We start from the raw sequence: 13,173 nt of genomic DNA on the forward strand, positions 1-13,173 counted from the left end.
CCCTGCGAGAGCAGAGACTCGAATTGAAGCATTGATCGCGCCTCGCCAACGGGGCGCGGTAACGGGCACAGGGCGCTGCCGACGAACAGGCCGCGCACTCTCAGTTGTTATGGAGAATCACAATGAGCAAGCAAATTCCGTTTGAAATGGTGTTGGAGAAGGCCTACCAGTACAAGGCCGAGATGAGTCAGTTCCTGCGCGACATGATCGCCATCCCGAGCGAGAGCTGCGATGAAGAGCGCGTGGTGCTGCGCATCAAGCAGGAGATGGAGAAGGTTGGCTTTGACAAGGTCGAGATCGACCCCATGGGCAACGTGCTGGGCTATATCGGCCACGGCCCGCACCTGATCGCCATGGATGCCCACATCGATACCGTGGGGGTCGGTAACCGAGCTAACTGGACCTTCGACCCCTATGAGGGGATGGAAGATCACGAGATCATCGGTGGCCGCGGCGCATCTGACCAAGAAGGCGGCATGGCCTCCATGGTTTACGCGGGCAAGATCATCAAGGATCTGGGGCTGGAAGACGAGTACACCCTGCTGGTGACCGGCACCGTGCAGGAAGAGGACTGCGACGGTCTCTGCTGGCAGTACATCATCGAGCAGAGCAAGATCCGCCCCGAGTTTGTGGTCAGTACCGAGCCCACCGACTGCCAGATCTACCGTGGCCAGCGCGGCCGCATGGAGATCCGTGTGGAAGTGCAGGGGGTGAGCTGCCACGGCTCTGCGCCTGAGCGCGGTGACAACGCCATCTTCAAGATGGGCCCCATCCTTGGCGAGCTGCAGGAGCTCAGCCACAACCTCGGTCATGACGACTTCCTCGGCAAGGGCACCCTGACCGTCTCCGAGATCTTCTTCACTTCGCCAAGCCGCTGCGCCGTGGCGGACAGCTGCGCCGTCTCCATCGACCGCCGTCTCACCTGGGGCGAGACCTGGCAAGGGGCGCTGGACGAGATCCGCGCCCTGCCTGCGGTGCAAGCCGCCGGTGCCGAGGTCTCCATGTATCAGTACGACCGTCCGGCCTACACCGGTCTGGTCTACCCGACCGAGTGCTACTTCCCGACCTGGAAGGTGGAAGAGGATCACATCACCGTCAAAACCCTCTCCAAGGCTTATCGCGAGCTATTCAACAAGGAGCCGGTGGTGGACAAGTGGACCTTCTCGACCAACGGGGTCTCCATCATGGGTCGCCACGGTATTCCGGTCATCGGTTTTGGCCCGGGTAAAGAGCCGGAAGCCCACGCCCCGAACGAGAAGACCTGGAAAGAGCATCTGGTCAAGTGCGCCGCCATGTACGCCGTGATCCCCATGCTCTATCTGGCCGAGCTGGACAAGTAAGGGGGCTGCTGGGTGGTGACTGCCATCGCCGCCCGGCTGTCGCAAGTGTGGCAAGTGCCCCGTCTGTGTTGAGGCGGGGTTTTGCTGTTTGAAGTGATGTTCGAGGTGGTGGGGATGAAACGGCTGATCAAAAACGGTGTGTTGGTCGATGCGCAGGGTGAATATAGTCAGGATCTGCTGATCGAGCACGGGGTGATCCGCGCCCGTGCCGCCGATATCCAGCCCGATAGCGAAACCGAGCTGATCGATGCCAGCGGCTGCTATGTGATGCCGGGTGGCATCGATGTCCACACCCACTTCAACATCGATGTGGGGATTGGCCGCAGTTGCGATGACTTCTTCAGCGGTACCCGTGCCGCCGCCTGTGGTGGCACCACCACCATCGTCGACCACATGGGATTTGGCCCGGCGGGGTGCAATCTGCATCACCAGCTGGCCCGTTATCACGACTACGCCGCCGATCAGGCGGTGATCGACTACAGCTTTCATGGCGTGATCCAGCATGTGGATGACGCCATCCTTAATGAGATGGCCGCCATGGTGCAGGAGGAGGGGATCAGCAGCTTCAAGCTCTATCTCACCTACCAGTACAAGCTGGGGGACCATGACGTGCTGCGCGCCCTGGCCCGCCTCAAGGAGGTGGGGGCGCTTGCCACTGTCCATCCCGAGAACGATGCCGCCATCGCGGCGCGCCGGGCGGCACTGCTGGCCGCGGGTCACCATGAGCCCTGGTATCACCCGCAGAGCCGCCCGCTGGAGTGCGAGGCGGAGGCCATCGCCCGGATGATCAATCTGGCGGGGCTGGCGGGCAATGCGCCGCTCTATATCGTCCACCTCTCCAACGGACTGGGGCTGGAGTATCTGAAACTGGCGCGCCGTCAGGGTCAGCCGGTCTGGGTGGAGACCTGCCCGCAATATCTGCTTTTGGATGATTCCTGCTACTACTGGGAGAACGGGGTCGACTATCTGCTCAGCCCGCCGCTGCGCTCGCGCCGCGAGCAGGACAAGCTGTGGGTCGGTATCGCTGCGGGTGACATCGACACGGTGGCGACCGATCACTGCAACTTCTCCCACGCCCAGCGCATGACCCTCTCGGGGGGCGATTTCAGCCGCTGCCCCAATGGTTTGCCTGGGGTCGAAAACCGGATGCTGCTGCTGTTTTCCCACGGGGTACTAGGCGGGCGCATCTCGCCGTCGCGCTTCGTGGCACTCACCAGCGCCAACCCGGCGCGCCTGTTTGGCCTCTGGCCGCGCAAGGGCAACCTGCAAGCGGGGTCTGATGCCGATCTGGTGATCATGGATCCCCGCGGTGACACCCTGATTTCTCACCCACTGCTGCATGACAACGGCGACTACAGCCCCTACGAGGGGATGCATTGCCCCGGCCGGATCAGGATGACCCTCAGTCGTGGCGAGATAGTCGCTCGCGACGGCGAGTTTCTGGGGCGGCGTGGTCATGGTCGGTTTTTGGCCAGAGCGCCCTTTGATCCGGCGTTGGCTCCGGATCTGCACTCGCCTTGCCCCGCGGTGTCAGGCTGACAATCCGTTCGAAACAGACAGAGCAGCAAGGTTATGTGAACAACGAAAGGTGGGCCGGTATTGCGCCGGCTTGTCCCATCACTGGAGATAACAAGATGAAACAGAGAATCGTACTGGCCCTTGGTGGCAATGCGCTGGGCAACAACCTGCCCGAGCAGATGAAGGCGGTGCAGAGCACGGCGCACACTATCGCCGACCTGATCGCCCAGGGGCACGAGGTGGTGGTGACCCACGGCAACGGGCCGCAGGTGGGGATGATTCAGCAGGCGTTCGAGGTGGCGGCTCGCCACGAGCCCAAATCCCCCCATCTGCCCATGTCGGTCTGCGTGGCCCTGAGTCAGGGTTATATCGGTTATGACCTGCAAAATGCCCTGCGTGAAGCCCTGCTGGAACGCGGCATCCACAAGCCGGTTGCCACTCTGGTGACCCAGGTTGAGGTGGATAAAAACGATCCCGCCTTCCTTGACCCGAGCAAGCCCATCGGCGGCTTCTTCAGCAAGGAGGAGGCCGAGGCGCTGATGGCCAAGGGCGAGCGGCTCAAAGAGGATGCCGGCCGTGGCTATCGCAGAGTGGTCGCATCTCCCAAACCCGTAGATATCATCGAGAAAGAGACCGTCTCTGCCATGCTGGCCGCCGGTCAGGTGGTGATCACCGTCGGTGGCGGCGGCATTCCGGTGCTGCGGGAGGGCAATCACCTGCGCGGTGCCAGTGCGGTGATCGACAAGGATTGGGCCAGTGCCAAGCTGGCGGAGCTTATCGACGCCGACATGCTGATCATCCTCACCGCGGTGGAGAAGGTTGCCATCAACTTCGGCAAGCCCGATGTGCAGTGGCTCGATCAGCTGAGCGTGGCCGATGCCAACAGCTTTATCGCCCAAGGGCAGTTTGCCAAAGGATCCATGTTGCCCAAGGTGGAGGCTGCGCTCTCGTTTGCCACATCTCTGCCGGGGCGAAAATCTCTCATCACCCTGCTGGAAAAGGCAGCCGAGGGGATCGCTGGCAAGACCGGTACCGTGATCAGCCTGTAGCGTGCAACGCGATGACGGGGTGATAGACAGGGGGCCTTGGCCCCCTGATGTTTTTGGCTCGGGCGCTACTGTGGCTGAGGTCGATTTCCCATAGATCGTGGGCAGCCCGCCAGCACAGGGGTAAGATAGCCACCCCGATAAGGGTTGGCCCATCGGAACAAAAGGCGAAAGGCAGAGCTATGCGTGGTGAGAGATGAGCGGAAAGATCAATATGGCGGCGCTGGTGGGATTGATCCTGCTCACCGCCATCTGGAGTTACAGCTGGATCGTGATGAAGCAGGTGATGCTCTACGCGGGGGCCTTCGAGTTCACCGCCCTGCGCTGCCTGTGCGGATCTCTGGTTCTGCTGCTGGTATTGGCGCTGCGCGGGCGCCGTTATCTCAAACCCACCCCGTTTCGCTATACCCTCGCCATCGCCCTGTTCCAGACCTGCGGCATGGTGGGGTTGGCCCAGTGGGCGCTGATCAGCGGCGGGGCGGGCAAGGTGGCCATTTTGAGTTACACCATGCCGTTCTGGGTGGTGATCTTCGCGGCGCTCTTTCTCGGCGAGCGGATGCGCAAGCTCCACTATCTGGCAGTCGGGGTAGCGGCCGGCGGGCTGCTCTTGGTGATCGAGCCCTGGCAACTGCATCTGGATTCCATGAAGAGCGCGCTGCTGGGGATTGCCTCCGGCATCTGCTGGGGGATCAGCGCCATCATCGCCAAGCGGATGTATGCCCGCCACCCCGGGGTGGATCTGATGTCCCTCACCACCTGGCAGATGATCTACGCAACCGTAGTGATGGCGCTGGTGGCGGTGCTGGTGCCGGAGCGCCCCATCGACTGGCAGCCCTACGTGATGGGGGCGCTGGCCTATAGCGCTATTTTTGCCACCGCCATCGCCTGGAGTCTCTGGTTGTTTGTGCTGAAAAAACTGCCAGCGGGTATCGCCAGCCTCAGCACTCTGGCGGTGCCGGTGACCGGCGTGCTGCTCTCCTGGTGGCTGCTCGGGGAAAACCCGGGGCCGGTGGAGGGGAGCGGTATCGCCCTTATCGTGCTGGCATTGTTGGTGATCAGTCGCAAGGGCAACCGCTCCGTGGTGTCGGTCGCAGGAGAGACCCGCATCAAACACGGTTGAGCCGATTGCTGGCAACGAAATAAAAGGGCCCGCCATCATGGCGGGCCCTTTTGGTTTTAAGAACACTCTATTATCGGCGCTGGGCTAGATGCATCATGGCTTCCAGCACGGCGCCGCCGATGGCGCGTGCCTTGTCCGATACCGTAGTGGCGTCGGCCCGCTCGCCTCTGGGGTCGATGTCACCGATCTTGAAGCCGACGGTCACCTCGATGTCATCGCTGAGCAATCCCCGTACCATGCCGGAGAGCGGCGCGATAATGGGGGTGTCACCTACATGGGCGATCACATCTCCCTCCTGCACCAGATCACCGAGCTTGATAATGCTCTTCATCACCCCGGCGACAGGGGCGCGCACCACCCGGCGGGCGGAGTGCCCCTCGATCACCCCGGGAATGCCGGTATTGGGCTGGGCAGGGCCCTGATAGATGACCCGGCCCAGATGATGACCGCGGTTGGTCTCAATGACCGCATCGCAGTCGCGCCCGGCCTCAAACCCCGGGCCAAGGGCCACCGTAATGGGGGCCATCTCCTTGTGGGTGCCGAGATTCTGCTTGGCGAGGATGGCATCCACCAGATAGCGGGGCTTGAGCTCGGCGAGGGTGGCACAGTCAGGGTCAACCAGTAGCGGAATGACGCCCCGATCCAGCTGCTCGAACGCCTGTTCGACGCTCTCGACCCGCTTGGCTCGCACTCCCTCGACCCTTGTTTCGCCGTCGAACATCCCCTGAGCGAAGGCGACGGTGCGGCGGATCACCGTGGGCTTGTCGAGATCCAGCATCACCACCTTGAAGCCTGCATTGTGCAGGCGCAGCGCCACCCCGGTGGCGATATCGCCGGAGCCGCGCATCACCACCAGCTGATCCCGCTTGAGGCGAACATCGTCCTGCATCAGCCCACCCGCTTTGCCGTTTTTCACCTGCAGCAGCTCGGCGAGGATACTGATGGCGATCTCCTCGGGGGTTTCGGCTCCGATGTTGTAACCGATGGGGGCGTGCAACTGCTGCAGTTGCTCTTGGCTCACCCCTTGCTGGCGCAGCGCCTGGGTGAAGGTCTGCACCTTGCGCTTGCTGGCGAGCAGTCCCAGATAGGCGAGGGGACGGCTGATGAGCCGATCCAGCGCCTCCTTGTCTTGATGGTTGGTGGCAATGATGACGAAGTTGGCGGGCTCGATGGCCAGTTTCTCGATCACCGCACTGATGGTATCGGCCTGCACCAGATGGGTACCGGCCGGGAAGAGGTCAGGGTTGAGGCTCCCCTCGAAGCAATCCCCTACATGGACATCAAAGCCGAGCGGCGCCGCAGCACGGGCCACAGCCCGGTTGACGTGGCCGGCACCAATGAGCACCAGCCGTGGTCGCAGACCATAGACATCGATATAGACCGACATGGCACCACCGCAATCCGATCCGACCGCATGCTCACCGTTGCGTGCCATCCGGCCGTGGAAGATGCGCGGCTTGCGCTCGGCAATCGCGGCCATCGCTTCCTCGATCACCAGCCGCTCGATCATGCCGCCGCCGATGGTGCCGAGGATCTGGCCATCGGCCATCACCAGCATCTGGGCCTGATGGCGGGGGGTGGAGCCACGGCTCTCGATGATCTGGGCAATGGCAAACGGCGTGTTCTCCTGTTCCAGTCGGGCTGCGTGTGCAAAAAGATTCATAAGGTACCTCTTCTTATCCTTAAACCATCATGGGCGAGGCGGCTGTGCCTCATCCTGAGCGAAGTAACCGAGTGCGAGGCGAATGGGCTGTGGCTCGCGAACCGCCCCCTGCCAGATGGCGTGGATCTCGGGGTGGCGGCTATGCAGCTTTATCAATTCATCGAGCCACGACGCCTCATTTTGATAATCCCCATTGATAAACCAGATCCGGCGCGCCCTGGCCGGGGTGCCCTTGAACAGCCCCTCGGGGTGGGAGAGCAGCTGGTGAAACAGGGCCCAGTCGAGCGGGTCACCGGCCTCTATCCCGCACAGGGCCTGAAGCTCTGCCCAGCGGTGGATCTGCTGCGGGTCGGCCTTGGCCCCCACCATGGCGCCGCCTGTCAGGGCGATCACCCAATCACTGCTCTGGGGAATGCAAGGTTCGTGCAAAGCGGGTACTTTCAATAACTTGTGATTGGCGCCATCCGCTTCGACCAGGATAAGATCGAAGCGCTGCTGCCCCTTGATGAGATCAATCTGCTGGGGCGTGGGGCCCGCCACCTTTCCGGTGCGCTCGTCGAGATGGCTGAACAGGGCAACCAGGGTCGGCTCATCGGGCAGTTGCTGACAGCGGGTCAGCTGGCGGACGGGATCGGCTTCCAGGATCAATTCCCGATAGTGTGACGGGGCAGGCAGAAACATCCGGGTGGTGGTGGTAATTAGCACCCTTTTACCCTGTTGATAAAAATATTCCGCCAGCCAGGACAGGGTGCTGGTTTTTCCACCGGCGCCGCAAAGGCTAATTAGCGTGGTATGGTTGTCACTATTTTCAAGCAGTGGATTTAAAAGCGAACCAATATCCGGAAACGCGTGAATAACAGAGTGTGGCAAGGACATGACAATGACCGAAATAAATAGCGAGGTGAATGAAAAGGTGCAGGCTCGGGGGCGTGAACAGTGTGACTGTATAATTACCGCAGCAGGTTTGTCATCCCGCATGGGGGCATGGAAAATGATGCTACCTTATGGCTCGGGGACAATTCTTGATGCAAGTCTCAAAAATGCCCTGGCCTTCTGCTCCCGGATTATTTTGGTCGTGGGTCATCGCGGGGCCGAACTCGCTGCCTGTTATGGGAATCGCCCCGACATTCTCATCGTCCATAACCCTGACTATGAGTTGGGGCTGGGCAGTTCCATCCGCTGCGCTCTGGCGGCCAGCAATGCTGACTACCTCTTTATCAGCCACGGGGATCTTCCCTGTATCCCGTGCGAGGTCTATCAGCAGTTGTGGCAGGCGCGCGGAGAGCTCGCCCTGTTCCCGAGCTTTGAGGGGGAGACGGGTCATCCGGTCTTGCTGCCAAAATCCCTCGCAAGGGAGCTGGCTGCCGCGCCGGCACAGGGTTCGGTGCGCCGCTGGTTGCTGCAACGTCCCCATCGCACCATACCGGTCGAGAGTCCTGCCATCCTCTTTGATATCGATACCCCCGAGCGCTATCAGGCGCTGATCCGTGGCGAACTGGAGCTGCGTTCTGCCGACGAGCTTACGACCGAGCAGGGCTGAGTCGCATCGTTGGGGCCCAGCTCCCTTTGCGTGCAATGGCAGCCAGCGGGGCGGTAACGCCGAGTCATCTCGCAGCCTTCGGATAAACCGAAATAACGACGACTGCCTTTTATATGGCAGTGACTTTTAAGCCAGCCCCGACCATATTGGCCGGGGCTGGCTTGCGATAATGCTGGATGATTTTCACCCTATCAAAGTGATATTTATCGCTGCCGATTTGATACTTCTCTTTTTTCTCTGGCATTGCCTTGAATAAAATTTCAAGTGATTGATAACCACTCTCATCAATCATGATGGCGGCATGCCAAACACCCTTCATTAATTCGAGCCATCTCACGCTTTTACCCTAAAAAATAGTTTTGCCGATGGAGTGGCCTGATAGTTGCTCCTCTCCTTGCCAAGGGGTAATGCCCGTGCGGGATACCCCATTTATTCATGCTGCCAATGGGCAGAACAGCTGCAAGGAGATAGCTATGGGCGATATTATGCGACCCGTTCCCTTCAAGAACCTGCTGACCCGTATTTTTGCGGAATATAAAGAGAGTCAGAGCATTTTCGGTATTCCCGCCGCACAATTTTATCGCAAGCAGGACGAGCGCAAGATCAAGGTGTTCGGTGAAACCTGCGAGACTCCCATTGGCCCGGCAGCCGGCCCCCATACCCAATTGGCCCAGAACATCGTCACCTCCTGGCTGACCGGCGGGCGCTTTATCGAGCTCAAGACGGTGCAGATCCTGGACCGTCTCGAACTGGAAAAGCCCTGCATCGATGCCGAAGACGAGTGCTTCAACACCGAGTGGTCTACCGAGTTCACCCTGCCCAAGGCGTTTGACGAGTATCTGAAAGCCTGGTTTGCCCTCTACCTGCTGGAAGAGGTGTTCGATCCCCGTCTCGACGGAGAGGCCAAGTCCTTCATCTTCAACATGAGCGTGGGTTACAACCTCGATGGCATCAAACAGCCATCGATGCAGCAGTTTATCCACAGCCTGATGGATGCAAGCCAAAGTCCGAAATTTGCCGAGTACCAGCAGGTGTTGCGCGAGCTGGTGGCCGACGAGCAGTTTATCGCCGAGCTGGGGCTGGGAGCGCGCCGCGATCGTCTGCAACAGCTGGTGGATCGCATCCCGGCCGAGCTGGTGCACGGTGTCACCCTCTCCACCATGCACGGCTGCCCGCCGAACGAGATCGAGGCCATCTGCCGCTACATGCTGGAAGAGAAGGGACTCAACACCTTCGTCAAACTGAACCCGACCCTGCTGGGCTACCCGCGGGTGCGCGAGATCCTCGACACTTGCGGCTTTGATTACATTGGTCTGAGCGAAGAGTCGTTCGATCACGACCTAAAGCAGGATCAGGCCAAGGCGATGCTGACCCGCCTGCTGGCGCTGGGGGCCGAGAAGGGGCTCACCTTTGGGGTGAAACTCACCAACACCCTGGGCACTATCAACCGCAAGGGGGCGCTGCCGGGTGATGAGATGTATATGTCCGGCCGGGCACTGTTCCCGCTCTCCATCAACGTGGCCGCAGTGCTGTCACGCGCCTTCGATGGCAAGCTGCCCATCTCCTACTCGGGTGGTGCCAGCAAGTTCAACATCGCCGAGATCTTCGAGACCGGTATTCGTCCCATCACCATGGCCACCGACCTGCTGAAACCGGGTGGTTACCTGCGCCAGATCGAGTGCCTCAAAGAGATCGACGCCTCCGATAGTTGGGGCATGAGTCAGGTGGATGTGGCGAAGTTGGAAGCACTTGCCGCCAAGGCCCTCACCATGGATTACACCCAGAAGGAGTGGAAGTCCGACGATCGTATCGAAGTGGGTGGCGGTCTGCCGATGACCGACTGCTACGTGGCGCCCTGTGTCACCGCCTGCGCCGTGCATCAGGATATCCCCGAGTACATTCGTCTGATGGGCGAGGGGGAGTATGTGGCAGCCCTTGAGCTGATCTATCAGCGCAACGCCTTGCCCGCCATCACCGGCCATATCTGCGATCACCAGTGTCAGTACAACTGCACCCGTCTCGACTACGACAGCCCGCTCAATATCCGCGAGCTGAAAAAAGTAGCGCTGGAGCGCGGCTGGGAAGGGTACAAGGCGCGCTGGCACAAACCGGCAGGCAGCGGTGACAAGCACCCGGTTGCGGTTATTGGTGCTGGTCCGGCAGGTCTCTCTGCTGGCTACTTCCTGGCCCGTGCCGGCCACCCGGTCACCGTGTTCGAGCGCGAAGCGGATGCCGGTGGCGTGGTCAAACACATCATCCCCGAGTTCCGCATTCCGGCCGAGCTTATCCAGCACGATATCGACTTTGTCGCCGCCCACGGGGTCAAGTTCGAGTTTGGCTGCGATCCGGCGCTCACCGTCGACAAGCTGCACGCCCAGGGCTTTACCTATGTATTCGTCGGCATCGGCGCCGACAAGAATGGCGGCATGCGCCTCGAGGGGGGGCACGAGCGGATTTACAAATCCTTCAACTTCCTGCGCAGCTTCAATCAGGGCAAACCGCTGCCGCTGGGCCGCCATGTGGCGGTGATCGGTGCCGGTAACACCGCCATGGACTGTGCCCGCGCCGCCCTCAAGGTGCCGGGTGTCAGCGATGTGACCGTGATCTACCGTCGCAGCGAGAAAGAGATGCCCGCCTATCGCGAGGAGTATCTGGAAGCGGTGGAGGATGGGGTGCGTTTTTGCTTCCTCACCAATCCGGAGCGCTTTGACAAAGATGGCAAGCTCACCGTGCGGATGATGGCGCTGGGGGATCCTGACGAGCAGGGCCGCCGCCGTCCTGTGCCCACCGAGCAGACCGAAGTGATGCAGATGGATGCGCTGATCACCGCCATCGGCGAGCAGCCTGACTGCGAGGTGCTCAAAGCGATGGGCATTCCTCTTGGCAGCGATGGCTGGCCCGAGGTGGATGGCCAGACTGGCGAAACCAGCCGTCGCAACGTCTTCCTTATCGGTGACGTGCAGAGCGGCCCATCCTCCATCGTCGGTGCCATCGGTGGTGCCCGCCGCGCCGCGGATCTGGTGCTCTCTCGCGAGCATATAGCCAGCCAGCAGAGTGAAGTGACCATCCAGCCGTCGGGCAAGGATGAGATCTATCGCCGCAAGGGGAGCATCGCCGTCACCCTGGTCGACAAAAACGAGCGGGATGCCTTCGTGGCGCAAGAGGCGCACCGCTGCCTCGAGTGCAACTACCTCTGCAGCAAGTGCGTGGATGTCTGCCCCAACCGGGCCAACGTCGCCATCGCAGTCCCGGGCTTCAAAGACCAGTTCCAGACCCTGCACCTGGATGCCTACTGCAACGAATGTGGCAACTGCGCCCAGTTCTGCCCGTGGCAGGGCAAGCCCTATCAGGACAAGGTCACCATCTTCAGCCTGCCCGAGGACTTCGACAACAGCCGCAACCCCGGTTTCTATCTGGCTGACGGTGGCGAACTGCGGGTGCGTCAGGATGGCGAGACCTATCGCCTGACCATAGATGCCCAGAGCCGGATCAAGGATGTGCCAGCGGCCCTTGGCGACATGTGCCGGATCATCAGCCATGTCCACGCCCATCACCACTACCTGCTGGGGGCCGTCGAGGCCTGAGCGAATAACGAATAAGCGAAGGAGCAAACCATGTTTATTCTGAAGAACGTCACCGCCGTCCAGCTGGAGCCGACCCGGGTACTGGAAGGGGTGGATATCGCCATCGAAGGCACCCTTATCAAAGCGGTAGGGCCCAATCTGCGGGCCATCTACCCGGAGGCCAACTATCGGGAGATGGGCGGCAAGCTGGTGATGCCGGGCATCGTCTGTGCCCACAACCACTTCTACTCAGGCCTGTCGCGGGGGATCATGGCCAATATCGCCCCCTGCCCGGATTTTATCTCCACCCTGAAAAACCTCTGGTGGCGGCTCGATCGGGCGCTCGATGAAGAGTCCCTCTACTACAGCGGTCTCATCTGCTCGCTGGAGGCGATCAAGAGCGGCTGCAGCGCGGTGATCGACCACCACGCCTCGCCCAACTTCATCAAGGGCTCCCTGAACGTGCTGCGCAAAGGGTTTGTGGAAGCGGGCCTGCGCGGCATGACCTGCTTCGAGACCACGGATCGCAACGGCGGTCTCGCCGAGCTGCAGGCCGGGGTAGAGGAGAACATCCTGTTCGCCCAACAGATCGATGCGACCAAAGCCAAGGGGAACGAACCCTATCTGGTGGAGGCCCATATCGGTGCCCACGCCCCCTTCACCGTACCTGACGAGGGGCTGGCCATGCTGCGCGAAGCGGTGCAGGTCACCGGTCGCGGCCTGCATATCCATGTGGCGGAAGACCGCTACGACATGGCCCACGGCCACCACCACTATGGCAAGGAGCCCATCGCCCGGCTGGACGAGTTTGGCCTTATCGACAGCAAGTCGCTTGTCGCCCACGGTATCTACCTGAGCCCGGCCGACATCGAGCTGCTCAACAGCCGCGATGCCTTCCTGGTGCACAACGCCCGCTCCAACATGAACAACCACGTGGGCTACAACATGCACCTGCCGGAGTATCGCAATCTGGCGCTCGGTACCGATGGCATCGGCTCCGACATGCTCGAAGAGCTCAAGTTCGCCTACTTCAAGCACAAGGATGCCGGTGGCGCGCTGTGGCCCGACAGCTTTGCCCGCTTCCTGTGGAACGGCAACACCTTGCTGGAGCGTAACTTCGGCGCCAAATTTGGCCGCCTGGAGCCCGGCTACAAGGCCGACCTCACCATTTGCGACTACGACGCACCGACCCCGCTGGCGCCGCGCAACCTCGGGGGCCATCTCGCCTTTGGTATGGGATCGAACAGCGTCAACAGCGTGATGGTGGAGGGGCGCATGGTCTATCAGGATCGCGAGTTCGCCTTTGACGTCGCGCCCATTTACGAGCAGGCCAGCAAGGTGGCGAGCCGCCTGTGGCAACGGATGGATCAGCTGGCCTAAGGC

General features: G+C 61.1%; 10 protein-coding genes. 7 read left to right on the forward strand and 3 right to left on the reverse strand.

Annotation, left to right across the window (positions count from 1 at the left end; translation table 11 throughout):
- Positions 1–122 precede the first annotated feature (122 nt).
- The 4 genes from AB5Y82_RS05205 (at position 123) to AB5Y82_RS05220 (ending at position 5,024) form a co-directional block, all read left to right on the forward strand.
- Entirely contained in the window at positions 123–1,340 is a 1,218-nt protein-coding gene (locus tag AB5Y82_RS05205; protein ID WP_164536767.1) for a YgeY family selenium metabolism-linked hydrolase, read from the forward strand.
- Between the two features lie 114 nt (positions 1,341–1,454).
- Positions 1,455–2,879, forward strand: coding sequence for a dihydropyrimidinase (gene hydA, locus AB5Y82_RS05210; RefSeq protein ID WP_368173749.1), 1,425 nt, complete (start codon positions 1,455–1,457; stop codon positions 2,877–2,879).
- Between the two features lie 95 nt (positions 2,880–2,974).
- Positions 2,975–3,907 carry a carbamate kinase gene (gene arcC / locus AB5Y82_RS05215; RefSeq protein ID WP_042062637.1) on the forward strand — a complete coding sequence of 311 codons (933 nt, stop codon included), beginning with the start codon at positions 2,975–2,977 and terminating at the stop codon, positions 3,905–3,907.
- A gap of 193 nt (positions 3,908–4,100) precedes the next feature.
- Positions 4,101–5,024 carry a DMT family transporter gene (locus AB5Y82_RS05220; protein ID WP_368173734.1) on the forward strand — a complete coding sequence of 308 codons (924 nt, stop codon included), beginning with the start codon at positions 4,101–4,103 and terminating at the stop codon, positions 5,022–5,024.
- A 70-nt stretch (positions 5,025–5,094) separates the two neighbouring features.
- On the opposite strand, the gene yqeB is transcribed toward AB5Y82_RS05220, so the two are convergent.
- Positions 5,095–6,687 carry a selenium-dependent molybdenum cofactor biosynthesis protein YqeB gene (gene yqeB, locus AB5Y82_RS05225; protein ID WP_368173735.1) on the reverse strand — a complete coding sequence of 531 codons (1,593 nt, stop codon included), beginning with the start codon at positions 6,685–6,687 and terminating at the stop codon, positions 5,095–5,097.
- A gap of 27 nt (positions 6,688–6,714) precedes the next feature.
- Positions 6,715–7,563, reverse strand: coding sequence for a selenium cofactor biosynthesis protein YqeC (gene yqeC, locus AB5Y82_RS05230; protein WP_368173736.1), 849 nt, complete (start codon positions 7,561–7,563; stop codon positions 6,715–6,717).
- Positions 7,564–7,567: 4 nt separating this feature from the next.
- Between yqeC and mocA the strand changes: the two genes are divergently transcribed.
- The gene (mocA, locus tag AB5Y82_RS05235) at positions 7,568–8,227 is read left to right on the forward strand and encodes a molybdenum cofactor cytidylyltransferase (protein WP_111901144.1); all 660 of its coding nucleotides are present in this window, start codon (positions 7,568–7,570) and stop codon (positions 8,225–8,227) included.
- Positions 8,228–8,336: 109 nt separating this feature from the next.
- Here mocA and AB5Y82_RS05240 read toward each other — a convergent pair whose 3' ends face one another.
- A complete protein-coding gene (locus tag AB5Y82_RS05240) occupies positions 8,337–8,564 on the reverse strand; it encodes a hypothetical protein (RefSeq protein WP_147746113.1) in 228 nt (75 codons plus the stop codon).
- Positions 8,565–8,700: 136 nt separating this feature from the next.
- On the opposite strand from AB5Y82_RS05240, the gene ygfK reads away from it, so the two are divergent.
- Together ygfK and ssnA are read left to right on the forward strand one after the other, a co-directional pair.
- A complete protein-coding gene (ygfK, locus tag AB5Y82_RS05245) occupies positions 8,701–11,811 on the forward strand; it encodes a putative selenate reductase subunit YgfK (RefSeq protein WP_204477145.1) in 3,111 nt (1,036 codons plus the stop codon).
- Positions 11,812–11,841: 30 nt separating this feature from the next.
- Positions 11,842–13,170 carry a putative aminohydrolase SsnA gene (gene ssnA, locus AB5Y82_RS05250; RefSeq protein ID WP_368173737.1) on the forward strand — a complete coding sequence of 443 codons (1,329 nt, stop codon included), beginning with the start codon at positions 11,842–11,844 and terminating at the stop codon, positions 13,168–13,170.
- The last annotated feature ends 3 nt before the right edge of the window (positions 13,171–13,173 follow it).

It is taken from the genome of Aeromonas sp. s13 (assembly GCF_040907905.1).
GTDB lineage: Bacteria > Pseudomonadota > Gammaproteobacteria > Enterobacterales > Aeromonadaceae > Aeromonas > Aeromonas veronii.

Excerpts from the sequence above, each read along its gene's own strand:
- AB5Y82_RS05205 (WP_164536767.1), top strand. The coding sequence starts at position 123 with ATGAGCAAGCAAATTCCGTTTGAAATGGTGTTGGAGAAGGCCTACCAG.
- hydA (WP_368173749.1), top strand. The coding sequence starts at position 1,455 with ATGAAACGGCTGATCAAAAACGGTGTGTTGGTCGATGCGCAGGGTGAA.
- arcC (WP_042062637.1), top strand. The coding sequence starts at position 2,975 with ATGAAACAGAGAATCGTACTGGCCCTTGGTGGCAATGCGCTGGGCAAC.
- AB5Y82_RS05220 (WP_368173734.1), top strand. The coding sequence starts at position 4,101 with ATGAGCGGAAAGATCAATATGGCGGCGCTGGTGGGATTGATCCTGCTC.
- yqeB (WP_368173735.1), bottom strand. The coding sequence starts at position 6,687 with ATGAATCTTTTTGCACACGCAGCCCGACTGGAACAGGAGAACACGCCG.
- yqeC (WP_368173736.1), bottom strand. The coding sequence starts at position 7,563 with ATGTCCTTGCCACACTCTGTTATTCACGCGTTTCCGGATATTGGTTCG.
- mocA (WP_111901144.1), top strand. The coding sequence starts at position 7,568 with ATGACCGAAATAAATAGCGAGGTGAATGAAAAGGTGCAGGCTCGGGGG.
- ygfK (WP_204477145.1), top strand. The coding sequence starts at position 8,701 with ATGGGCGATATTATGCGACCCGTTCCCTTCAAGAACCTGCTGACCCGT.
- ssnA (WP_368173737.1), top strand. The coding sequence starts at position 11,842 with ATGTTTATTCTGAAGAACGTCACCGCCGTCCAGCTGGAGCCGACCCGG.